This is a genomic window from Sphingomonas mali NBRC 15500 (assembly GCF_001598415.1).
In the GTDB taxonomy this organism is placed as follows: domain Bacteria; phylum Pseudomonadota; class Alphaproteobacteria; order Sphingomonadales; family Sphingomonadaceae; genus Sphingomonas; species Sphingomonas mali.
The window spans coordinates 23,965-43,799 of the sequence record NZ_BCYX01000033.1 but is presented as its reverse complement, the minus strand read 5'-3'; the positions used below and the strand labels follow the sequence as shown (position 1 = coordinate 43,799).

The following is a 19,835-nucleotide window of genomic DNA, read 5'->3' as shown; positions in this document are numbered from 1 at the left end:
GGGGGGGGGGGGGGGGGCTCCACATCTACATCGCTTGGGGCCAGCCCCCTCCACCAAGCCGCTGCGCGTCTTGGTCCCCCTCCCCGTAAACGGGGAGGACTTTTAATGCTCTCCCGCACGGCGTCCTCTCTTTACTGGCTCGGCCGCTATGTCGAACGCGCCGATTTCATCGCGCGCCTGGTCGAGGCGACCGTGCGCCTCGACGTTCTATCACCGCGCCCGGCCGGCGAAGTAGCCTGGGCCAGCGCGCTCGCGGTGATCGACGCGCAGGAAGCGTTCGAGGCTTCGGGCGCGACAATCGGGCAGCAGTCGGTGGCGCGTTTCCTGACCCTGGATAGCAGCCATCCCGGATCGATCGTCCGCTGCCTCGACAAGGCGCGGACCAATGCGCGCGCGGTGCGCACCGCGCTGACGCGTGACGCCTGGACCGGGATCAATCGCGCGTGGCTGTTGTTCGACAGCCGCTCGTCGCCCGGTGGTGCCACCGCGACGCTGAACCTGGCAGAGGCGGTCAAGGCGGAGACGCGCGGGTTCGAAGGCGCGATCCACCGCATGCTGCGCAACCAGACGACCTGGTTCATCCGGCTGGGCCAGGCGATCGAGCGCGCCGACAACACCGCGCGGCTGCTCGACGTCAAATATCATATCCTGCTGCCCGAGGGGGAAACGGTCGGCGGCGTGGTCGATCGCGACCAATGGACCACCATCCTGCAGACGGTGTCGGCGGTGACCGCCTATCGCTGGCTCTATTCCGATGGCCTGGCGCCGGCGAACGTCATCGACCTGCTGATCGCGCGCCACGAACTGCCGCGCAGCCTGGCCGCCTCGGTCGAGGAGACGGTCGAACTGCTGTCGCTGCTCGCCAAGCGCACCGGGCATCATGGCGAGGCCGATCGCATGGCGCGCGGCCGCCACGCCAAGATGATGAAGACGCGGTCGGCGGACGTGATCGTCGGCGGGTTGCACCAATATCTCGAGACCTTCCTCGCCGAGAATGCCGATCTGCACTTCGCGATCGGGCGACAGTTCAAGTTCGCCTGATGCGGATCGCGGTCGATCACACGATCATTGTCGACTTCCCTGTTTCGTTGTCTCGCGTGACCCTGGCGCTGCGCGTCACGCCGGAGGACAATCACGACCAGACGGTCGCCAGTTGGCGGATTGGCCCCGATTGCGATGCGCGGCTCAACACCGGGCGCGACGGCTATGGCAACGTCCTGACGATGCTCTACGCCGACGGCCCGCTCGACCGGATCGAGATCCATGTCGGCGGCGAGGTGTTCACCGGCCCGTCGAGTGGCATCCTGAGCGCGGCGCACCCCGAACCGCTGCCGCCGGCGCTGTTCCTGCGCCAATCGTCCGGCAATGCGGAGGCGCCTGATCTTGCGGCGCTGGCGATCGACGCGATCGAGGAAGCGGACGGCGATATCGATCGCCTGCATCTGCTCAACGTGGCGCTTCACCGGCGCGCGGAGGATTCCGGTCCTGACGTGCTGGCTGCGATGTTCGTCGCGGCCGCCCGCCGCTTGAACTATCCGGCGCGATGCGTGTCGGGTTATTTCGCGCGCGATGGCGGCGCGACGCCGCATTTCTGGGCCGAGGCTTATGTCGCCGACGTCGGCTGGGTCGGCTTCGATCCCGCGATCGGCTTGTCGGCGGGCGAGGATCACGCGCGGGTCGCGAGCGCGATCGATCTGAACGGCGTGGCGACGGTGGTCGGGGGACGGGTTAGCTCGACAAGCTGATCGTCATCCCCGCGAAAGCGGGACCCATCACCAGCGCTTTCGACAAGCGGCACGGTTAAGTTTGCGGCAAGTCCGGGAGATGGGTTCCCGCTTTCGCGGGAATGACGGTTGATGGGACGATCCCTAACCCGAAACCTCAGGCGAACTCGCCGGTAATCGCCAGCGCCTGTTCGGCCGGGTGCGTCGGCGGGGCGTAATTCGCCTCTTCGTCCTCGAGCAACGACCATCCCGACGGGCCGAGCACTTCGATCGGGCGATAGCGCGTCTTGTACGCCATTCGCGCCGATCCCTTCACCCAATAGCCGAGATAGACATAGGGCAGGCCCGCGGCGCGGGCGCGCAGGATATGGTCCATGATGATGAAATTGCCGAGCCCGGGGCGGCTTTCCTCATCGGCCAGGAAGAAGCTGTAGATCATCGACAGGCCGTCAGCCTGCTGGTCGGTCAGGCACGCGCCGATCAGCCGGCCGCGTTCGCCATTAATGCTCGGCTCGCGATATTCGACGACTACCGAGTTGACCGGCGATTGCTCGACCATGTCGGCATAATCGCTGTCGTCCATCATCGTCATCCCGCCGCCGGGATGACGCGCGCTGAGGTAGCGGCGGAGCAGCTGGAACTGCTCATCGGTCGCCCAGGGATTGCAGGCCGTAATCTCGAGATCGGCATGCCGCCGCAGCAATTTGCGCTGGCTCGCATTGGGCTTGAACTCGGGCGCCACAACGCGGACCGAGACGCAGGCCGAGCATCCCGCGCAGCTGGGACGATAGGCGACCGACTGGCTGCGGCGGAAACCGATCCGGCCGAGCGCGTCGTTAAGCTCGCTGGCATGCGGGCCGTTGAGTTCGGTGAAGACCTTTCGCTCCTGCCGGCCCGGCAGATAGGGGCACGGCGACGGCGACGTCACGAAAAAGCGCGGAAAACGAAATGGCGCGGTCACCGACGAATATGTCCCCTCGGAGGCCGGTCCATCCTGCCTCTGGGAACGCACTATGAATCGAGCGGGGCGTGATGAAAAGCGGCTTTACCAAGAAAGGTGGTTAATGATTCACCAGAAATGCGACGAACCGCCTTGCAACGACAGAATACGCCCTCGCGAGTCGCGGGTGCAAGGCGGCTCGTCGCCGCTCCGATTCGTTTTGTCGCAAGCTTCGGTTCAGGGAGTCGCGATTAACCGCGACGGCGAAGGAGAAGATCATGCGCCGTTTGTTGATTGCCGCCCTGTTCGTTCCATTTGCCGTCCCTGCGACGGCGCAGCGCGTGCAACCCGTTCTCCCGTTCGCGCCGCGCGGCGTCGATTATGTCGAAAGCGTCTGCACCGGCGGGTTTGACGGACGCTATGAACAGACGCGAATTCTGGCCAATGGCCAAGTGATGAAGGTTACCCGCCGCTCGACCGGCATATTGCGCGCCCGGGCGACCAAGGCGGAGGTGACGAAGATCTGGCGCGAACTCGATTTCGCACGCTTCGAGCAGCGCACCGTGCCGCCGGAAAAGCCCTATGTGATGGACGGCATCGACTGCGCGCTGACTCGCCGCGTCAATGGCCGCGTCCACACCGTGACCCTGATGCAGCAGAGTCGTGCAAAGCCGCGCTATCGCGACCTGGTCCAGGCGCTCGACGACGTGAATGAAATCGGTAGGCGGGCGACGGGTCCAGTACTGCGCCCGGCGAAGGATTAAGCAAAGGCGACGCCGGCTGCGGCACGAGTGCGCTCCACCCAAGTTGCGGTAGGGGCGAGTAAAGGGGCTGTCGCGTTTTTTATGTAGTGATACGTAGGTAGGTGCTCATAATTGTTTGGCGGTAAAGCGCGATATACTCGTCAGCCAAGTCAATATGGATGAGGATCGTGCGAGCATTTGTTGGTAACAAGCGCGGTATCGCAGCGATTGAGTACGGCCTCGTCGCTGCTTTGATCGCCGTTGCAGCCATTGTCGCGATGCGGGGGCTCGGCAATCAATTGTCTGTCACGTTCTCGAACATCGTCGCCAACTTGAACGCTTCCTGAGGTGCGGCGCTTTGCCACTGTCGACGACAATAGCGAGGACAATCCGATAGACGTCGGAGCATGCGGAGCCGCTGGGATGCTCGTTCCCGGCGAACGGGGCGGCGTCCGACCAGGGTGGCGTCTCGTCGCGCGGGCCTCTACCCCCAAATCATGCATCTTCGCGCACAAGCCCTGGTCCTGTCGGTCCGCCAGCATGGTGAGCACAATGCCGTGGTGCGCTGCCTGACGCGTGAGGTGGGGATGATCGCGGGCTATGTCCGCGGCGGACGGTCGCGCGCGCTGCGCCCGGTCCTGCAACCGGCCAATCTGGTGGTGGGCGAGTGGCGCGCACGGACCGAGGACCAGCTTGCCGGGCTGACCGTCGAATTGACCCATAGCCGAGCCCCGCTTTATTCCGAGCCGCTGGCGAGCGCTGCGCTCGAATGGGTGACCGCGCTGACCGCGATCGCGCTGCCTGAGAGCCAGGCTTATCCGCGGCTCTACGGCGCGCTCGACGGCATGATCGGTGCGATCGAGGCGGCGCCTGCCGCGCGCGGCTGGGCGGTGGCATTGGTTCGGTATGAGGATCTGTTGCTGGCAGAGCTCGGCTATGGCCTCGGCCAGTCGCCGGCGGTGAGCGGCGAGTCCGACTGGCCCGAGATCATCGCTGCGCTGGCGTTCACCGGGCGAGAGATCGAGGCGCATCTGTTGACCGATCGCCGGGCCGAGGCGCTGGCCGCGCGCGCGCGCCTGATCGAAAGGCTCAAGCGCGCGGTTGCGTGACGGCGTTCGTCCCGGCAAAGGCGGCGGGACGAGAGAAAGGAAGCCGCGTGCCGTTGATCGCCTTGCTGCCCGGAGATGGAATCGGGCCCGAAGTTATCGCAGAAGCGCGCCGCGTGCTCGACGCGCTGGCACTCGATCTGACATTCGAGGAGGCGCCGGTCGGCGGCCAGGCCTATCTGCGCGTGGGCAACCCGCTTCCCGCCACCACGCTCGAGCTCGCCAAGCGCGCCGATGCGATCCTGTTCGGCGCGGTCGGCGATCCGCAATTCGACGGGCTCGAACGCCGGTTGCGCCCTGAAGCCGCGATCCTGGGACTGCGCCGCGAACTCGGCCTGTTCGCCAATCTGCGCCCGGCCAAACTGACGCCGGGGTTGGAAGACGCCTCGCCGCTCAAACCGGAGATCGCCCGCGCGATCGACATGGTGATCGTGCGCGAACTGACCGGCGACGTCTATTTCGGCGAGAAGGGCCGGCGCGTCGGGCTCGGCGGCGTGCGCGAAGGGCACGACATGATGCGCTATGACGAGACCGAGGTCGAACGCATCGCGCGCGTCGGGTTCGAGACCGCGCGCCGCCGCCGCGGCAAGCTCTGCTCGGTCGACAAGGCCAATGTGCTCGAGACCTCGCAGCTGTGGCGAGACATCGTCAACGAAGTCTCCGAGGACTATGACGATATCGAACTGACCCACATGTATGTCGACAATGCCGCGATGCAGCTGGTGCGCAATCCGGGCCAGTTCGACGTCATCGTCACCGGCAATTTGTTCGGCGACATCCTGTCGGATCAGGCGAGCATGTGCGCCGGGTCGATCGGCATGCTGCCATCGGCCTCGCTGTCGAGCTGGCGGTCGAGCCTGGGGATGTACGAGCCGATCCACGGCTCGGCGCCCGACATTGCCGGGCAGGGCAAGGCCAATCCGTGCGCGACGATCCTGTCGGCGGCAATGATGCTGCGGCATTCGCTCGACATGGCGGCACAGGCGGACCGGATCGAGGCGGCAGTGGGCAAGGCGATTGCGGGTGGCGCGCGCACCGCGGATTTGGGCGGCACGCTGTCGACCTCGGCGATGGGCGACGCGATCCTCGCCGGCCTGTGAGCGACCTGCTCGACCTCGCGGTCGTCATTCCGACGTTCAACGAGCGTCGCAACGTGCCTGTGCTGGTCGCGAAGCTCGACGAGGCGCTGAAGCACGTCGCCTGGGAAGCGATCTTCGTCGACGACGACAGTCCCGACGGCACCGCGGATGCGGCGCGCGAACTGGCGCGGGTCGATCGCCGCGTGCGCGTAATCCAGCGGATCGGACGGCGTGGCCTGTCCTCGGCCTGTATCGAAGGGATGCTGGCGACCGCCGCGCCGTTGGTCGCGGTGATCGATGGCGACCTTCAGCATGACGAGACGATTCTGCCGGCCATGGTCAAGGCGCTGCACGACGACCCGACGCTCGACGTGGTGATCGGGTCGCGGTTCGTCGATGGCGGCGGCACGGGCGAATGGGACAAGGACCGCGTCGCCAAATCGGCGCTGGCGACCAGGCTCGCGCGGCATGTGCTCGAGGCCGATCTCAGCGACCCGATGAGCGGCTTCTTCATGATCCGCACCGAGATCGTGCGCAATCTCGCGCCGCGCCTCGCGGCAATCGGCTTCAAGATCCTGCTCGACATCATGACGGGGTCGCCGCGCCCGCTCCATTTCCGCGAACTGCCTTATACCTTCCGCGTCCGCACCGCGGGCGAGAGCAAGCTCGATCACGTCGTCGCGATGGAATATCTGATCGCGCTTTACGACCGTATGTTCGGGCGCGTCATCCCGGTGCGCTTCGCGATGTTCTCGGCGATCGGCGCCATCGGGGTCGGCGTGCACATGGCGGTGCTGACTTTCGCGATGTTCGTGCTGAACATCCATTTCCTGACCAGCCAGATCATCGCCGCCGTTGCCGCGATGACGGGCAATTTCTTCCTCAACAATGCGCTGACCTATCGCGATCGCCGGCTGAAGGGGGTGCGTCAGCTGGTCGATGGCTGGGTTTCGTTTTGCGCGGTGTGCGCGGTGGGGCTGGTCGCCAATGTCGGCATTGCCGGGTTTCTGCACGATTTCCGCGACAGCGGCTGGGCGGCGTCGGCGATGGTCGGCGTGTTGATTGGCGCGGTGTGGAATTACGCGCTGTCGAGCAAGTTCGTTTGGGGAAGGTACTAGGCTCGGCGTAGCGGAATAGCGGAGCTATTCCGCGGCTCGGCGCCGAGCCGGGCGGCGGAGCGCAGCTCCGACCGACGGCGCGAATTCACTTTGCGCCAGACGCCTGAGGATCAACGCGAAGCGCTAGTCCCCAATCCCCCGCCCAACGCCCGGAACGTATCGCTCGCCACCTGCAATTGCCGCGCGCGCAGCTGCAGCAGACTCCGCTCGGCATCCAACGCCGCCGTCTGTGCGAGCACGACCTCGAGATAGTCCGACGCTCCGTCGTGATACCGGGTCAAAGCGAGATCGCGCGTCCGCTCCGCCGCGCGCGTCGCCTCCGCCTGGTCCGCTTCGCCCGCGATCAGCAAGCGCTGCGCCGCGAGATCGTCCTCGACCTCGCGGAACGCCGTCAGCACGGTCTGGCGGTAATTGGCCGCGGCTTCGTCATATTGCGCGCGGGCGATCTTGACCCCGGCGCGGCGTTTTCCGCCGTCGAAGATCGACAATACCGCCTCTAACGGCCCCAGCGCCCAGAAAGTGCTCGGCGCACTCAGCCAGCTGCCGCCCGCTGCCTCATAGCCGGCCGCTCCGCCCAAGGTGATGTTGGGAAACAATGCAGCCTTCGCGACGCCGATTTCGGCATTGGCGGCGGCGACGCGGCGCTCGGCGGCGGCTATGTCGGGGCGTCGTTCGAGCAGGGTCGAGGGCAGGCCGGCGGCGATTATGGGCGGCCGCAGCTGCTGGTCGGCGACGGGGATGGTAAAGGTTTCCGGCGCTTCGCCAACCAATACCGCGATGGCATGCTCGTCCTGCGCGCGGTCGATCTCGACGGTCGACAATTCGGACTTGGCGCTCGATAACTGCGTCTGCGCGCGGCTGACATCGATCCCCGAGGCGATCCCGCCCGAATGGCGCGTATCGGTGAGGTCGAAGGCGCGCTGATAGGACGCGACCGTCTGCTTGAGCAGCGTGATCCGCGCGTCGAGCCCTCGCAAATCGAAATAGGTCGAGGCGAGCTGGGTCTGCAGGCCCAACCGGATACCGTCGACATCGAACGCCGCGGCCTTGGCCGAGGCGTCGCCGGCGGCGACACGGTTGCGCACCTGACCGAACAGGTCGAGTTCGTAGGAGAGCGAGGCGCCGATCGCCTTGTCGGTGAAGGTGCTGGGCGTGCCGGGGCTATTGGGGCGGTTCGCCGACTGGCGCTGGCGCTCGATGCTGGTCGATGCGCCGACTTGCGGGAACAGGTCGCCACGCGCCTGACGCGCCGCGCCCAATGCCTGCTGATAGCGGGCGGACGCGGCGGCGAGGTCGAAATTGCCCTTGTCGATCCGTTCCTCGAGTGCCGTCAGCGCAGGGTCGCCGAACGCTTCCCACCATTTGCCGGACGGGGCGACATTGCTGCCGGCCGGCTGCCAGGGCGCTGCCTTGAAGGCAGCAGGCGTGCTGATCGCCGGGCGCTGATAGGTCGGCGCCAGCGAGCACCCGCCAAGCAATGCCAGCGAGAGCGCGAGAAGACGCTTATTTGCCACCACGTGCGACCTGCACCTTGTCGCCCGACTGGATCGAGTCGGGCGGATTGTCGATCACCTGGTCGGCGGGCGTCAGCCCGGCGCTGATCTGGACGCGGTCGCCCAAATCGCGGCCGATGGTCACCGTTTTGAGCTGTACCTTGCCGCTGGCGTCGAGGACGGCGACCTGGGTGCCGTTCTTGCCGATGATCATCGCGCTGGAGGGAAGCTCGACGGCATTGCCCGCGCCGCCGATCGGGAAGGTCGCCTGCGAATAGGCGCCCGGTTTCAGCGCGCGGTCGCCATTGTCGGCGAGCAATTCGACCAAGACGGTGCCCGAACTGGTGTCGACGGCACCGGCCGATCGCGTCATCACCGCCTTGAACGCCCGGCCCGGATATTCCGGCAGACTCAGCTGGATTTCCATCCCGGGATGGACCTGCGCCGAATAAGCCTGAGGCACCTTTACGAAGGCGCGGATCTTGCTGACGTCCGACACGGTGAATAGCGGCGCGCTGGCGGCGCTGCCCGCGGTGACGAGCGCACCGATATCGGTCGAGCGCGTCGTCACCACGCCCGCGAACGGCGCGGTCAGCCGGGTGAAACCCTGTTGATATTGCAGTCGGCCGACATTGGCGCGTGCCGCGTTGGCGACCGCCGATTTGGCGGCGAGATCGCCGACCTTCTCGTCGGTTTCCTGCTTCGACACCGCATCCTTGCCCAGCATCGTCTGCCAGCGCGTCGCGGTGGTCGCCGCAAGTTGCTGGTTGGCGCGCGCTGTCTGCAGATCGGCACGCGCGGCGGCGAGCTGCTGGTCCACCTCGGGCGCGTCGATCACCGCGAGCAGCTGGCCGGGGCGGACCGGGTCGCCGATATCGACATACCATTTGCGGACATAGCCGCTGGTCCGCGCATAGATTGGCGCGCTCTGCAGCGCCTGCAGCGTGGCCGGGAGCGTCAAGGCAGTCGTCGCGGCGCTCGGCTTGGCATGGATCACGCTGACCGTCGGGGTCGACTGGTCGTGCGTCCAGGTGGCGAGCTGCGCTTGCGAATGGACGCGCGTGCCGATCCCGATTCCGACCACCGCGATCGCGGCGACCGCGGCGATGATGCCGGTACGTTTTAGATTGGGGCCGTCGCCGTCAGGCATAGGCTTCCTCCAGCTTGGGGGCCGCGTCCGTCTTTTCGGCTTTGCGCCGATGGACGAGGCTGAAGATTACGGGGACGAACATCAGGGTAGCGAAGGTCGCGACGATCAGGCCGCCGATCACCGCGCGGCCGAGCGGGGCGTTCTGCTCGCCGCCTTCGCCCAGGCCGAGCGCCATCGGCAACATGCCGATGATCATCGCCAGCGCGGTCATCAGCACGGGCCGGAAGCGGACCAGGCCGGCGTCGAGCGCCGCCGCGGTCGCGTCGCCCAGTTCCGCCAGTCGCTCGCGCGCGAAGCTGACGACCAGGATCGAGTTGGCGGTGGCGACGCCCATGCACATGATCGCGCCGGTCAGCGCCGGGACCGACAAGGTGGTACCGGTCGCGAACAGCATCCAGACGATACCGGCAAGCGCGCCGGGCAGAGCGGTGACGATCACGAACGGGTCGAGCCACGACTGGAAGTTCACCACGATCAGCAGGTAGATCAGCACGATCGCGCCGAGCAGGCCGAAGCCGAGGCCTGAGAATGCGGCATTCATCGTCGCATATTGGCCGCGCAGCGTGACGGTCGTGCCCTTCGGCGCCTTTGCCTTCATATCCTTGAGCACGCGATTGATATCGCCGGCGACCGCGCCGAGATCGCGCCCGTTGGTGGTCGCGAAGACGTTCACCACCGGCGCGATATTATAGTGCGATACCACTGTCGGCGCGTAGGAGCGGCCGATCGTGGCGATGCCGCCGACGATCTGGCTGCTCGCACCCGCGGCCGATACCGGCACATTGGCGAGGTCGCTGATCGACCCGACCTGATATTCGGGCGTCTGCGCCACCACCGGGTAGGAGACGCCGCTTGCCGGATCGAGGAAATAGACCGGTGCGGTCTGCGAGGTGCCGGCGAGCGAACTGCCAAGGCTATTGGTCACGTCGCGCTCGGTCAGGCCATATTGGCCGATCCGGCTGCGGTCCACGTTCACGTCGAGCTGCGGATAGCGCGCCGATTGCTGGATGCGGGCGTCGGCGACGCCGGGGATCGCGGTGATCCGGCGCAGTACCTCGCGTGCGAAGGCGGCATTGCCGTCGCCGTCCTTGCCGGAGATCGCGATGTCGATCGGGGCGGGGGCGCCGAAGTTCAGGATCTGGCTAGTGATGTCGGCGGGCAGGAACGAGAAGGTCGAGCCGGGGAAATCGTGCGGCAATTGCTCGCGCAGCATCCGGACATATTCGTCGGTCGGCCGGTGGTCCTTGGTCAGCTGGATCAGGATGTCGCCGTCCTGCGGTCCCACCGTGCCCGAATTGTTGTAGGTCGTGTTGATCGAGCTGACCGGCAGGCCGATATTGTCGACTACCGAGACCAACTCGTCGGCCGGAATGATCTGACGGATGCGCTGCTCGATCCGGTCGAACTGCGCCGACGTATCCTCGATCCGCGATCCGACCGGCGCGCGGACATGGAGCGCCATCTGTCCGGCATCGACCGACGGAAAGAAATTCTCGCCCAGGAACGGCACCAGCAGGAAAGACAAGGCGACGCACGCCAGGAAGCCGATGACGAACGGCCGCGGCGTCGCGAGCGCGCGTTCGAGCATGGCGCCATAGCTTTTGCGGAACCGTTCGAAGCGCTGCTCGAATCCGCGCTGGAAGCGGACCAGCGGGTTGCGCGAGGCCGCTGTCCCGGCCGCATGCACGTCGCCGGCGTGCGGCTTCAGCAGATAGTTCGCCATCGTCGGCACGAGCGTGCGCGACAGGATGAACGACATGATCATCGCGAACACCACGGCGAGCGCCATCGGCACGAACAGGAAGCCGGCGACGCCGGGCAGGAAGAACATCGGCACGAACACGATGCAGATGCACAGCAACGAGACGAATGCCGGGGTCACGATCTGCGCCGCGCCGTCCATGATCGAGGTGAACACCGGCTTGCCCTGTTCGAGGTGCCAGTTGATGTTCTCGATCGTCACGGTGGCGTCGTCGACCAGGATGCCGACCGCGAGGCTCAGGCCGCCCAGGGTCATGATGTTGAGCGTGTTGCCGGTCGCCGACAAGGCGATGATCGCCCCCAGGATCGCCAGCGGGATCGAGATCGCGATGATCACGGTCGATCGCCAAGAGCCCAGGAACAGCAGGATCATCACCGAGGTGAGCGCGGCCGCTATCGCGCCTTCCTTGATGACGCCTTCGACCGCCGCCTTGACGAACAGCGACTGGTCCCCGATCGGCACGATCTTGAGCGCGCCGGGCAATGTCGCCTGGATGTTGGGCAGCGCGTCCTTGATTCCCTGGACGATCGCCAGCGTCGACGTGGCACCGTTCTTGAGCACGGTGATCAGCACCGATCGCGACCCGTCGACATGGACGACATTGGTCTGCGGCGCCGATCCGTCGCGGACATGTGCGACGTCGCGCATATAGATGGTGGCGCCGTTGACCACTTTGACCGGCAGGTTGTTGAGTTCCTCGACCGAGCCCGGCGCGTTGTTGAGCGCGACGCTGTATTGGAAACTGCCGATCTTGGCGAAACCGACCGGATTGATCTGGTTCTGCGCGGCGATGGCGTTGCCGACATCCTGCGCCGACAGGCCCTTGGATTGCAGCGCGGCGGGATCGAGATCGACCTGAATCTGGCGCTGACGCCCGCCCGATGGATAGGGGATGGCCGCGCCCGGCACCGTCACCAGGCCCGGGCGGACCTGGTTCTGCGCCAGGTCGAACATCTTGCCCTCGGACAGACCCTTGCCCGACAAAGCGAGCTGCAGGATCGGCACGGTGGAGGCGTTGTAGTTCAGGATCAGCGGCGGGGTGACCCCCGGCGGCAGCTGCTTGAGCACGGTTTGCGACACGCTGGTCACCTGTGCGGTGGCGGTGCGGATATCGGCGCCCGGCTGGAAATAGATCTTGGTCACGCCGATGCCGGGCATCGACTGGCTCTCGATATGATCGATATCGTTGACCGTCGTCGTCAGCACACGTTCGAACGGCGTGATGATGCGCCCCGACATCTGGTCGGGCGGCAGGCCGCTATATTGCCAGGCGACGGCGATCACCGGCACGCGGATATTGGGGAAGATGTCGACCGGGGTCCGGATCGCCGTCAGCACGCCGATCAGCGCGATCAGAATGGCCATGACCACGAAGGTCAGCGGTCGCGTCAGCGCTATGCGGACGATTCCGATCATCGGCGATTCCCATGCTCGATTGCCGGTAGCGGGGCGGGGGGAGCACCGTTCGGCGATCTTGTGATGGCACCGGTGACAAGCCGGTGCTGCGTTGCGGCGAAGTGGGCGCGGCAACCGCGACTGTCCAATATTGTTTACGGCATGATTGATATTAATTATGTCTCAATCATGGAGTTACGTCACCTGCGCTACTTCGTTCGCGTCGCGGAGGATCTGCACTTCGCACGTGCGGCGAAGCACCTCGGCATTTCGCAGCCGCCGCTCAGCCAGCAAATCCGGGCATTGGAAGACGAACTGCAAGTGCGCTTGCTCGATCGCACCAGCCGCAGCGTCACGCTGACTCCCGCCGGCAAGCTGTTCCTCGACGCCGCACGGGCGACATTGCGCCAGGCCGAGCACGCCATGGCGGTCGCCCGCGGCGCGGCGCGCGGCGAACTTGGCGAACTGGCGATCGGGTTCAACGCCTCGGCGCCCTTCATTCCGGAGATCGCGCGGGCGATCGCCGAGTTCCGCGGCCTCTATCCCGAAGTGAAGCTCGTCCTGCGCGAGGCATCGGGCCGCGCCCAGGTCGAGGATATCGACGATCGCCTGCTCGACATCGGCTTCATGCGCAGCCGAGAGAAACCCGTCCTGCCGCGCGACCTGATCGCGCAGCCTTTCCTTCGCGAGCGATTGTTCGTCGGCGTGCCGCCCGATCATCGGCTGGCGGCGCAGGAAACGGTCGATCTCGTCGACCTGACCGGCGAGCCGATGGTCTTCTACTCGACCGAGCGCAGCCTGTTCACCGGCGAGTTGATGGCGTTGATGCGCGAACGCGGCGTCGAGCCCAATGTCGCGCAGGTGGTGAGCGACGTGTCGACTCTGTTCGGGCTGACCGCGGCCGGGATCGGCGTGATGGTGCTGGCGGAATCCCTATGCAATCTGCAATCGGCGGCATTGGCCTACCGCCCGCTGACCGGCGTGACGATGATGCTCTGGCTGGTCCATCACGCCGCCGACCTGACGCTGCCGTGTCGCAATTTCCTCCAGGTACTGACCCGTCCGGCGAGCGCGATGGAGGCGTGACCGGGCGCCGTGTCGAGGCTTGACCTCGCGGGTCATTGCCGCAGCGCGCCATCGGACTACCCTTGCACGTACATTGCTCGGGAGTGACATCATGCGATCGGCAATCTGGATCATCGGCACGTCTGTGACACTGACTGTGGCCGCGGCACCGGCGCAGACCGGGCCGCAAGGCGCCGATTATCGCGGGTTGCCGCGCGACCTTGCCGCCGCGGCGACCGCCTACGACCTCGCGCAATTCAAAGCCGACCGCGCTGAGCTCGAACGGCTGCTCGCCGACGATTATATCCTGGCGGGGTCGAGCGGGAAGAACCAGACCAAGGCGCAATATATCGCCGGGGCGACCGCGCCGGGCAGCAGGACCAGCTATGTCGCGCTCTCGTTGAAGGTCCGCCGTGTGTGGTCGGACGGTGCCGTGCTCGGCGGGATGGTCGATGCCAGGGGGTTCGATCGGGGCAAGCCAATCGCGGTGCACGCACGGTTCGTCGACGTCTGGGCGAAACGCGGCGGGCGGTGGCGAGTGGTGTTCACGCAAGCGAATGCGGTGAAGTAGCTGGAGGGGTGAAGTCGGCGCGGAGTAAATCCGCGCCGTCGGTCGGCGCTGCGCGCCGCCGGCCGACTTGTCCCTCGGGCGCGGAATAGCAATCTGCTATTCCGCTAGGGCCAAGTAGAGAACCACATCCAGTGCAGGAAGGCCTGCTCCCCCGGCAGTGCCGCAGCCGAGATGATCGGGAGGAAATAGACCGCTATCCCGAACGCCAGGATAGCGAAACCCTCGTCCCAATGTTCGAACTTGCCCTTGCCGAAATGGTCGAACGCGGCGGCCAGCGCGATGCACAGGAAGATCGAGGGCAGGAAGTAATAATAGAAGAAGCCCAGCGATTTGGGGATGATCGCCCAGATCAGGTAGCTCGCCATCCAGAGCGACGCGGCGAACAGCAGCCGCGGATCGCGCGACCTCAGCCAGCCCCACAGGCACGCCAGCACCGCCAGCAACCCGCCCCACAGGATCACCGGATTGCCGATCATCAGGATGCCGCGCATCGCGCCGTCCGATGGCTCGTAGAAATACCAGATCGGACGGATGATCAGCGGCCAGGTCCACCAGCTCGATTGATAGGTGTGGTGCGGCAGCACTTGCGTCTGCTGGCTGTACATCAGCTCCTGGAACGGCAGCAGGCCGGCGAGCGTCAGTGGCTGGTCGCGATAGAAGAAGGCCGGCGCAAAGGTCAGGAAATAGGTCGCGATCGCCACCAGCCCGAACGTCAGGAGCGCGGGAATGGCGGGAAGCCCGGGCCAATGCGGCTGGTTCCTGCCCGAGAGCATCGCGGCGAGTGGGCGCCGCGCCCTGACCGTATCGCGCCAGCGCACGATCAGGAAGGCGATCCCGGCGCCGGCGACATACGGCACCGCTGCCCATTTCGCGCCCACCGCGAGTCCGAACAACACCGCCGACAGGATCAAGCGCGGCCATGCCTTGCTCGGCGGCGCGCGCATCGCCCACAGCATCGCCGCGATTCCCCAGATCGTGAACGCGGCCAGGAACGGATCGATCATCGCGATCCGCGCCTCGATATAGATGGTGAAGTTGAGCAGCGCGAAGATCGCGCCCATCACTGCCGGACGCATCCGGCGATAGAGCAGCCACAGGATAGCGAACACGCCCATCACCGTTGCCGCGCCGGCGATCGTCGAGAAGAAGCGCCAGCCGAGGCTGTTGTCGCCGAACAGCGCGATCCCCACCGCGATGAACTCCTTGGCGAGCAACGGGTGTTCGGTGTTGACTGGACCCGATAGCGCCAACAACGCGCGCGCCGCAGGGACGTAATGGATCTCATCGAACACGATCTTGCTGGGGATCGTGACGCCCCACAGGAACAGCGCCTCCGCGGCCAGCCCGATCAGGATCGCGACGAGAAACGGGCGGGGACGACCATGCATCCCCGCCCGCTTAGCGTGCCGTTCGCGCTTCGGCGACGGCAATTTAGTCCGGTTAGGAGCGGATCACCACGTCCCTTCCTGCATCCGGCGCTGCCGCTCCGCCTCGCGCGCGGTAGCTATCGGCGGCACCGAGGCGCCTTCGGGGATCGGACCGGCGGGTTCGTAGGTCGCGATGATGGTGCCGGACGGCGTGACCTGGTGATCGACCATCCTCAAGGCGCCCGCGGGCGTGCCGTCGCCAAACAGCTTTTTGCCGTCGCCCAGGGTCAGGGGGTAGATCATCACCGTCAGCCGATCGAGCAGTCCGGCCGACAACAGGCCGGGATAGACTTCGCTCGACCCCCAGATCATCAGATCGGGGCCGTCGCCCTCCTTCAAGGCGGCGACATCGTCCATGCTCTTCAACCGGTGGCTGTTTTCCCATTCGAGCGGCTGATCGCCGCGCGTCAGGACATATTTGCCGGCGTTCGTGAAGGTCTCGCCCAATTTGGCTTCCTCGCCTTCGACATAGGGCCAGTAAGCGGCGAAGATGTCGTACGTCCTCCGCCCGAGCAGCAGGTCATAGCCGTCGAACGTGGCGCCCAGCGTCGCGTCGGCCGCAGGGTCGGGGAATTTGAACTGCCAACCGCCATGCGCGAAGCCGCCGGTAATATCCTCGTTCACCCCGCCCGGTGCCTGCATCACACCATCGAGCGAGACGAAGACGGTGCCGACAATTTTACGCATCGGCCTTCTCCGTCAGACCCTTGGCGACCTCCTCGAGCTGTTCGGCCATCACCGACCAGCCTTGCTCGAACCCCATCGCCTGGTGCTGCTCGAACGCTTCCTTGGTCCAGTGGCGTGCCCCGGCGCGAAAGCGTGTCTTGTCGCCTTCGGGCGTATATTCGAAGAACCCGACCATGAATGGCCCCTGCGGGATCCAGCCTTCGCGGAAGGCGTCAGTGAAGACGATCTTCCGCATCGGGTCGACCTCAAGATAGATACCTTCGTTGGGCATCGTCTCGCCATTGGGGCCGTGCATGATGGTCGACGCCCGCCCGCCGGCGCGCAGGTCCATCGCCACCACCTCGGCGCGCCAAGGCTTGGGGCAGAACCATTCAGGCAGATGGTCGGTATAGGCCTTCCACACCGCCTCGACCGGCGCGTCGATCAGGCGTTCGATCGACAGTTCGTATTCGGCGCCGCTCATGCCACCGGCTCCCCGGCGCGAGCGCGTTCGATCGTCGCGATGTCGATCTTCTTCATCTGCATCATCGCGTCCATCACGCGCTTGGCGGCGGCGCGGTCGGGATCGCTCATCCCCGCCATCAGCGCACGCGGGACGATCTGCCACGAAAAGCCCCAGCGATCCTTGCACCAGCTGCACATGCTCTCGGTGCCGCCATTATCGACGATCGCGTTCCAATAGCGGTCGGTTTCCTCCTGATTGTCGGTGAACACCTGGAAGCTGACCGCCTCATTGGGGGTGAACATCGGGCCGCCGTTCAGCCCGACGAACGACTGGCCGAGGACAGTGAACTCGACGGTCAACTCGTCGCCTTGCTTGCCGCCGGGGAAATCGGTTGCTGCTGCATGCGGGCTTCCAACATGGCTGTCGGGAAACGTCGCGGCATAGAATTCAGCTGCTTCGCGGGCTTTGCCGTGGTCGAACCACAGGCAGGTCGTGATCTTGCTCATTGCCGTTCTCCTGAAACGAAACCAACCGATGCGCCCTGGGGGTCGACCGCCAGGATGATGCGCTGGCCGCCGGGGACGTCCATCGGTCCCATGATGACATTGCCGCCGCCGGCCTTCACCTTGTCGACCGCGGCATCGACATCGGGGATGGCGAAATAGAAGGTCCATTTGAGCGGCTGGTCGGGGCTCGCGCGATCCATCATCGCGCCGATCCGTACGTCGCCGCAGTCGATGAAGGTGTAATCGCCCATCTCGCCCATCGGCATCGCCTCCTTGGAGGTCCAGCCGAGCAACGAGGAATAGAAGGGTAAAGCCGCCTTCTGATCGCTGGTGACGAGTTCGTTCCAGCTGCAGCGTCCCGGCAAGGTCGCCGAGAAGCTGGTGCTCTCCTGATCGCCCATCGTGGGATCCGGAGCCATCAAATAGAAGACCACCCCTTGCGGATCGGCGAGCATCGCGATCCGCCCGACGCCGGGCAGGTCGGTCGCGGGCATGTGCGTCTTACCGCCTGCTTGTTCGGTCTGCGCCACGCCGGCATCGACATCCGCGACGTGGAAATAGGCGAACCAGCCCGGGCCGGTCGGGGCGCCTTCGGGCAACGCCATCAGCCCGCCTACCCCGGTCTCCCCATAGTTCAGGATATTGTAGGGCGTGCCGCCCGCGGGGGAAGGAAAGGTCGTCGTGGTCCAGCCGACGATATCGCCATAGAAACGCTTGGCGGCGTCGACATCGGTCGTCATCAATTCATACCAGATCGGCATTCCGGTTCGGGTAGCCATCATCTCTCTCCTGTCGATGATCGTTATGGGTGATCGGTATCCAGGATCGGCACGAAGCCGCCGAAGATCGCGCGCTGCATGTCGAATGCGGGCGGCGCGGCCTGGACGTCGGGATCGTCCATCATCCCGGCAAAGGCGGCATCGCGGGTCGGCTTGTCGGGCCATTCGACCCAGCCGAAGATCACCGTCTCGCCATCTTCGGCCGCGACGGCGCGCTTGAAGTCGGTGACCTTGCCGTCGGGAACGTCGGTCCCCCAGCCATCGACGATGCGGGTCGCGCCGCTCTTCAGGAAATAGGCGGAAATGCGTGCGGCGTGGTCGGCGAAGGCCTGTTTATCGACCGAGGTCGGCGCGACGACGCCGTCGACATAGCCGAAGCTGCCGCCATCGCCGCCATCATACGATGCTTCATAGCCGCCATAGATCATGCGCTGCGGATTGAACGGCAGCGCGCCATCCGGCTGCATCCGCTCATCGGCCATCAGTTTCTCGGCGGCAGCGTCGCACGTCGCCTTGTCGGGCCACCAGACCCAGGAGAATACGATATGTTCGCCCGGCTCGGCCTGGACCGCGCGCTTCATGTCGGTACGCTTGCCGTCGGGAACGTCGTCGCCCCAGCATTCGACGGTCCCCGTCGCGCCATATTCGGCGAACACCGGCGCTGCCTTTGTCGCCATGTCGAGATAGCTCTGCTTGTCACCTTCCTTCACGGGAATGATGAAGCCCTGCACATAGGTCATGATGCCTCTCCTCTTGTTGTTTTGGTCAACGGTTCAGGGGCAGCAATGCGCGGATGCGGGAGTCGCGCAGCCACAATTCACCCCATAGCATGATCCCGAGATAGACGCCGAACAGGGTGTAGCCGAACAAGGGGCTTCCGACCCGCAAATGGCTCGCCACGGCGCCGCCCAGATAGCCGGTCAACAGGAGCGCGCCGAGGAATGCCGTGCGCTGCCAAGCGTAGAGCGCAGTAGCAAGGCCCAGGATTGCCCCCAGCAGCCGGTAGAAGCCGGACGTGGCGGGTAGCCCGAGCGGGGGGCTGTGCGCGATCATCGTCATCGGAGCGATCAGCTTGCCCGCGGCGTCGGCACCGAGGCACAGGATGATCAGGGCGGTCAGGATGCGGCCGGTCCATAGCTGGAGGGCGCGCGGGGTCGGCGCCGCCGAAGCGGCTTGATAGCTAGTAGCCATGGATTCTCTCCTAAAGCTCGTGGTTGGTCACGCGACGATCGGCATGCCGGCGAGCGCCGGATAGTCGAGGATGACGATGCCGGTCACGGCGAACCAGAAAAGGCCGGCAATCCAGGGGCGGAAACGTTCGGGCATCGGAAATCTCCTTTGAGGGAGGGGTGCGGCGCTCAGGCCGCGACGCCCTCTTGCTGATCGGTCATCGCGGCGGGGAACGCTTCCATATCCATGTACATCGGCTCGAACGTGTGGCCGTCGAGGTCCTCGAACGGGCGGCTGTACATGAAGCCCGCGTCGTCGGTGTCGCGCGTCTGGCGGCCGCCGGCGGCGATCGCTGCGTCGGTGATCGCGTCGACCTGTTCGCGGCTGTCGCGCGACAAAGCGATCAGCGCGGCGCTGGTCTTGTGCGTGTCGGCGATCTCCTTGGTCGTGAAGGTCCGGTAGAAATCGTGGCCGAGCAGCATCACGTGGATCGCGTCGGACCAGACCATGCAAGAGGCCTGCTCGTTGCTGAACTGCGGATTCTTCTCGAACCCGATCGCTTCGTAGAAGGCAGTCGCCTTGGCGACGTTGGCCACGGGCAGGTTCACGAAAATCATCTTGGTCATCTGTTCTCTCCCTAGAGCCGGGACCACCAAGGGGGCTGGCGAATCGGCT

21 protein-coding genes are annotated in these 19,835 nt (G+C 65.5%); 9 read left to right on the top strand and 12 right to left on the bottom strand.

Going from position 1 to position 19,835, the window contains the following annotated elements:
• Positions 1-105: 105 nt before the first annotated feature.
• Together SMA01S_RS18660 and SMA01S_RS18655 are read left to right on the top strand one after the other, a co-directional pair.
• Complete coding sequence (locus SMA01S_RS18660; protein WP_066826000.1) at positions 106-1,041, top strand: alpha-E domain-containing protein; 936 nt, start codon at positions 106-108, stop codon at positions 1,039-1,041.
• A complete protein-coding gene (locus tag SMA01S_RS18655) occupies positions 1,041-1,745 on the top strand; it encodes a transglutaminase family protein (RefSeq protein WP_066825997.1) in 705 nt (234 codons plus the stop codon). The genes SMA01S_RS18660 and SMA01S_RS18655 overlap by 1 nt, the downstream gene beginning before the upstream one ends.
• Before the next feature lie 136 nt (positions 1,746-1,881).
• Here SMA01S_RS18655 and SMA01S_RS18650 read toward each other — a convergent pair whose 3' ends face one another.
• Positions 1,882-2,685, bottom strand: coding sequence for an arginyltransferase (locus tag SMA01S_RS18650; RefSeq protein WP_066825989.1), 804 nt, complete (start codon positions 2,683-2,685; stop codon positions 1,882-1,884).
• A 257-nt stretch (positions 2,686-2,942) separates the two neighbouring features.
• On the opposite strand from SMA01S_RS18650, the gene SMA01S_RS18645 reads away from it, so the two are divergent.
• The 5 genes from SMA01S_RS18645 (at position 2,943) to SMA01S_RS18625 (ending at position 6,710) form a co-directional block, all read left to right on the top strand.
• Entirely contained in the window at positions 2,943-3,428 is a 486-nt protein-coding gene (locus SMA01S_RS18645; RefSeq protein ID WP_066825987.1) for a hypothetical protein, read from the top strand.
• 158 nt (positions 3,429-3,586) lie between these two features.
• The gene (locus tag SMA01S_RS18640; RefSeq protein ID WP_066825985.1) at positions 3,587-3,754 is read left to right on the top strand and encodes a Flp family type IVb pilin; all 168 of its coding nucleotides are present in this window, start codon (positions 3,587-3,589) and stop codon (positions 3,752-3,754) included.
• 150 nt (positions 3,755-3,904) lie between these two features.
• The gene (recO, locus tag SMA01S_RS18635) at positions 3,905-4,516 is read left to right on the top strand and encodes a DNA repair protein RecO (protein ID WP_066825983.1); all 612 of its coding nucleotides are present in this window, start codon (positions 3,905-3,907) and stop codon (positions 4,514-4,516) included.
• A 47-nt stretch (positions 4,517-4,563) separates the two neighbouring features.
• Positions 4,564-5,613, top strand: a complete 1,050-nt coding sequence (gene leuB, locus SMA01S_RS18630; RefSeq protein ID WP_066826005.1) for a 3-isopropylmalate dehydrogenase — start codon at positions 4,564-4,566, stop codon at positions 5,611-5,613.
• Positions 5,610-6,710, top strand: coding sequence for a glycosyltransferase family 2 protein (locus SMA01S_RS18625; RefSeq protein ID WP_066825980.1), 1,101 nt, complete (start codon positions 5,610-5,612; stop codon positions 6,708-6,710). The genes leuB and SMA01S_RS18625 overlap by 4 nt, the downstream gene beginning before the upstream one ends.
• 110 nt (positions 6,711-6,820) lie before the next feature.
• On the opposite strand, the gene SMA01S_RS18620 is transcribed toward SMA01S_RS18625, so the two are convergent.
• From SMA01S_RS18620 to SMA01S_RS18610, 3 genes are read right to left on the bottom strand one after another with little or no spacing between them, the layout of a single operon-like run.
• Complete coding sequence (locus SMA01S_RS18620) at positions 6,821-8,227, bottom strand: efflux transporter outer membrane subunit (protein WP_066825977.1); 1,407 nt, start codon at positions 8,225-8,227, stop codon at positions 6,821-6,823.
• Complete coding sequence (locus tag SMA01S_RS18615) at positions 8,214-9,353, bottom strand: efflux RND transporter periplasmic adaptor subunit (protein WP_066825975.1); 1,140 nt, start codon at positions 9,351-9,353, stop codon at positions 8,214-8,216. The genes SMA01S_RS18620 and SMA01S_RS18615 overlap by 14 nt, the downstream gene beginning before the upstream one ends.
• Positions 9,346-12,531, bottom strand: coding sequence for an efflux RND transporter permease subunit (locus SMA01S_RS18610; protein ID WP_066825970.1), 3,186 nt, complete (start codon positions 12,529-12,531; stop codon positions 9,346-9,348). The genes SMA01S_RS18615 and SMA01S_RS18610 overlap by 8 nt, the downstream gene beginning before the upstream one ends.
• 168 nt (positions 12,532-12,699) lie before the next feature.
• On the opposite strand from SMA01S_RS18610, the gene SMA01S_RS18605 reads away from it, so the two are divergent.
• On the top strand, positions 12,700-13,596 hold the full coding sequence (locus SMA01S_RS18605; RefSeq protein ID WP_066825967.1) for a LysR family transcriptional regulator: 897 nt from the start codon (positions 12,700-12,702) through the stop codon (positions 13,594-13,596).
• 91 nt (positions 13,597-13,687) lie between these two features.
• Complete coding sequence (locus SMA01S_RS18600; RefSeq protein WP_066825964.1) at positions 13,688-14,146, top strand: nuclear transport factor 2 family protein; 459 nt, start codon at positions 13,688-13,690, stop codon at positions 14,144-14,146.
• 104 nt (positions 14,147-14,250) lie between these two features.
• On the opposite strand, the gene SMA01S_RS18595 is transcribed toward SMA01S_RS18600, so the two are convergent.
• From SMA01S_RS18595 to SMA01S_RS18560, 8 genes are all read right to left on the bottom strand, one after another.
• Positions 14,251-15,534: a phospholipid carrier-dependent glycosyltransferase gene (locus SMA01S_RS18595; RefSeq protein WP_066825961.1), complete on the bottom strand. Its 1,284-nt coding sequence runs from the start codon at positions 15,532-15,534 to the stop codon at positions 14,251-14,253.
• 63 nt (positions 15,535-15,597) lie between these two features.
• The gene (locus SMA01S_RS18590; protein WP_066825958.1) at positions 15,598-16,260 is read right to left on the bottom strand and encodes a dihydrofolate reductase family protein; all 663 of its coding nucleotides are present in this window, start codon (positions 16,258-16,260) and stop codon (positions 15,598-15,600) included.
• Positions 16,253-16,723 (bottom strand): SRPBCC family protein, encoded by a 471-nt coding sequence (locus SMA01S_RS18585; protein ID WP_066825955.1) that lies wholly within the window; start codon positions 16,721-16,723, stop codon positions 16,253-16,255. Before SMA01S_RS18585 ends, SMA01S_RS18590 begins: the two co-directional genes overlap by 8 nt.
• The gene (locus tag SMA01S_RS18580) at positions 16,720-17,211 is read right to left on the bottom strand and encodes a VOC family protein (RefSeq protein ID WP_066825952.1); all 492 of its coding nucleotides are present in this window, start codon (positions 17,209-17,211) and stop codon (positions 16,720-16,722) included. Before SMA01S_RS18580 ends, SMA01S_RS18585 begins: the two co-directional genes overlap by 4 nt.
• On the bottom strand, positions 17,208-17,990 hold the full coding sequence (locus tag SMA01S_RS18575; RefSeq protein ID WP_084250429.1) for a VOC family protein: 783 nt from the start codon (positions 17,988-17,990) through the stop codon (positions 17,208-17,210). Before SMA01S_RS18575 ends, SMA01S_RS18580 begins: the two co-directional genes overlap by 4 nt.
• A 23-nt stretch (positions 17,991-18,013) precedes the next feature.
• Positions 18,014-18,730 (bottom strand): DUF1428 domain-containing protein, encoded by a 717-nt coding sequence (locus SMA01S_RS25400; protein WP_084250427.1) that lies wholly within the window; start codon positions 18,728-18,730, stop codon positions 18,014-18,016.
• Between the two features lie 25 nt (positions 18,731-18,755).
• Positions 18,756-19,181 carry a DoxX family protein gene (locus tag SMA01S_RS18565; protein ID WP_066825948.1) on the bottom strand — a complete coding sequence of 142 codons (426 nt, stop codon included), beginning with the start codon at positions 19,179-19,181 and terminating at the stop codon, positions 18,756-18,758.
• Positions 19,182-19,348: 167 nt separating this feature from the next.
• Positions 19,349-19,786 carry a VOC family protein gene (locus tag SMA01S_RS18560; protein ID WP_157094031.1) on the bottom strand — a complete coding sequence of 146 codons (438 nt, stop codon included), beginning with the start codon at positions 19,784-19,786 and terminating at the stop codon, positions 19,349-19,351.
• Between the last annotated feature and the right edge of the window lie 49 nt (positions 19,787-19,835).

Coding starts and splice junctions, on each gene's coding strand:
- SMA01S_RS18605 (WP_066825967.1), top strand. CDS start 12,700: ATGGAGTTACGTCACCTGCGCTACTTCGTTCGCGTCGCGGAGGATCTG.
- SMA01S_RS18660 (WP_066826000.1), top strand. CDS start 106: ATGCTCTCCCGCACGGCGTCCTCTCTTTACTGGCTCGGCCGCTATGTC.
- SMA01S_RS18590 (WP_066825958.1), bottom strand. CDS start 16,260: ATGCGTAAAATTGTCGGCACCGTCTTCGTCTCGCTCGATGGTGTGATG.
- SMA01S_RS18610 (WP_066825970.1), bottom strand. CDS start 12,531: ATGATCGGAATCGTCCGCATAGCGCTGACGCGACCGCTGACCTTCGTG.
- SMA01S_RS18595 (WP_066825961.1), bottom strand. CDS start 15,534: ATGCATGGTCGTCCCCGCCCGTTTCTCGTCGCGATCCTGATCGGGCTG.
- SMA01S_RS18565 (WP_066825948.1), bottom strand. CDS start 19,181: ATGGCTACTAGCTATCAAGCCGCTTCGGCGGCGCCGACCCCGCGCGCC.
- SMA01S_RS18655 (WP_066825997.1), top strand. CDS start 1,041: ATGCGGATCGCGGTCGATCACACGATCATTGTCGACTTCCCTGTTTCG.
- SMA01S_RS18575 (WP_084250429.1), bottom strand. CDS start 17,990: ATGGCTACCCGAACCGGAATGCCGATCTGGTATGAATTGATGACGACC.
- SMA01S_RS18585 (WP_066825955.1), bottom strand. CDS start 16,723: ATGAGCGGCGCCGAATACGAACTGTCGATCGAACGCCTGATCGACGCG.
- SMA01S_RS25400 (WP_084250427.1), bottom strand. CDS start 18,730: ATGACCTATGTGCAGGGCTTCATCATTCCCGTGAAGGAAGGTGACAAG.
- SMA01S_RS18640 (WP_066825985.1), top strand. CDS start 3,587: ATGAGGATCGTGCGAGCATTTGTTGGTAACAAGCGCGGTATCGCAGCG.
- SMA01S_RS18645 (WP_066825987.1), top strand. CDS start 2,943: ATGCGCCGTTTGTTGATTGCCGCCCTGTTCGTTCCATTTGCCGTCCCT.
- recO (WP_066825983.1), top strand. CDS start 3,905: ATGCATCTTCGCGCACAAGCCCTGGTCCTGTCGGTCCGCCAGCATGGT.
- SMA01S_RS18600 (WP_066825964.1), top strand. CDS start 13,688: ATGCGATCGGCAATCTGGATCATCGGCACGTCTGTGACACTGACTGTG.
- SMA01S_RS18615 (WP_066825975.1), bottom strand. CDS start 9,353: ATGCCTGACGGCGACGGCCCCAATCTAAAACGTACCGGCATCATCGCC.
- SMA01S_RS18560 (WP_157094031.1), bottom strand. CDS start 19,786: ATGACCAAGATGATTTTCGTGAACCTGCCCGTGGCCAACGTCGCCAAG.
- SMA01S_RS18580 (WP_066825952.1), bottom strand. CDS start 17,211: ATGAGCAAGATCACGACCTGCCTGTGGTTCGACCACGGCAAAGCCCGC.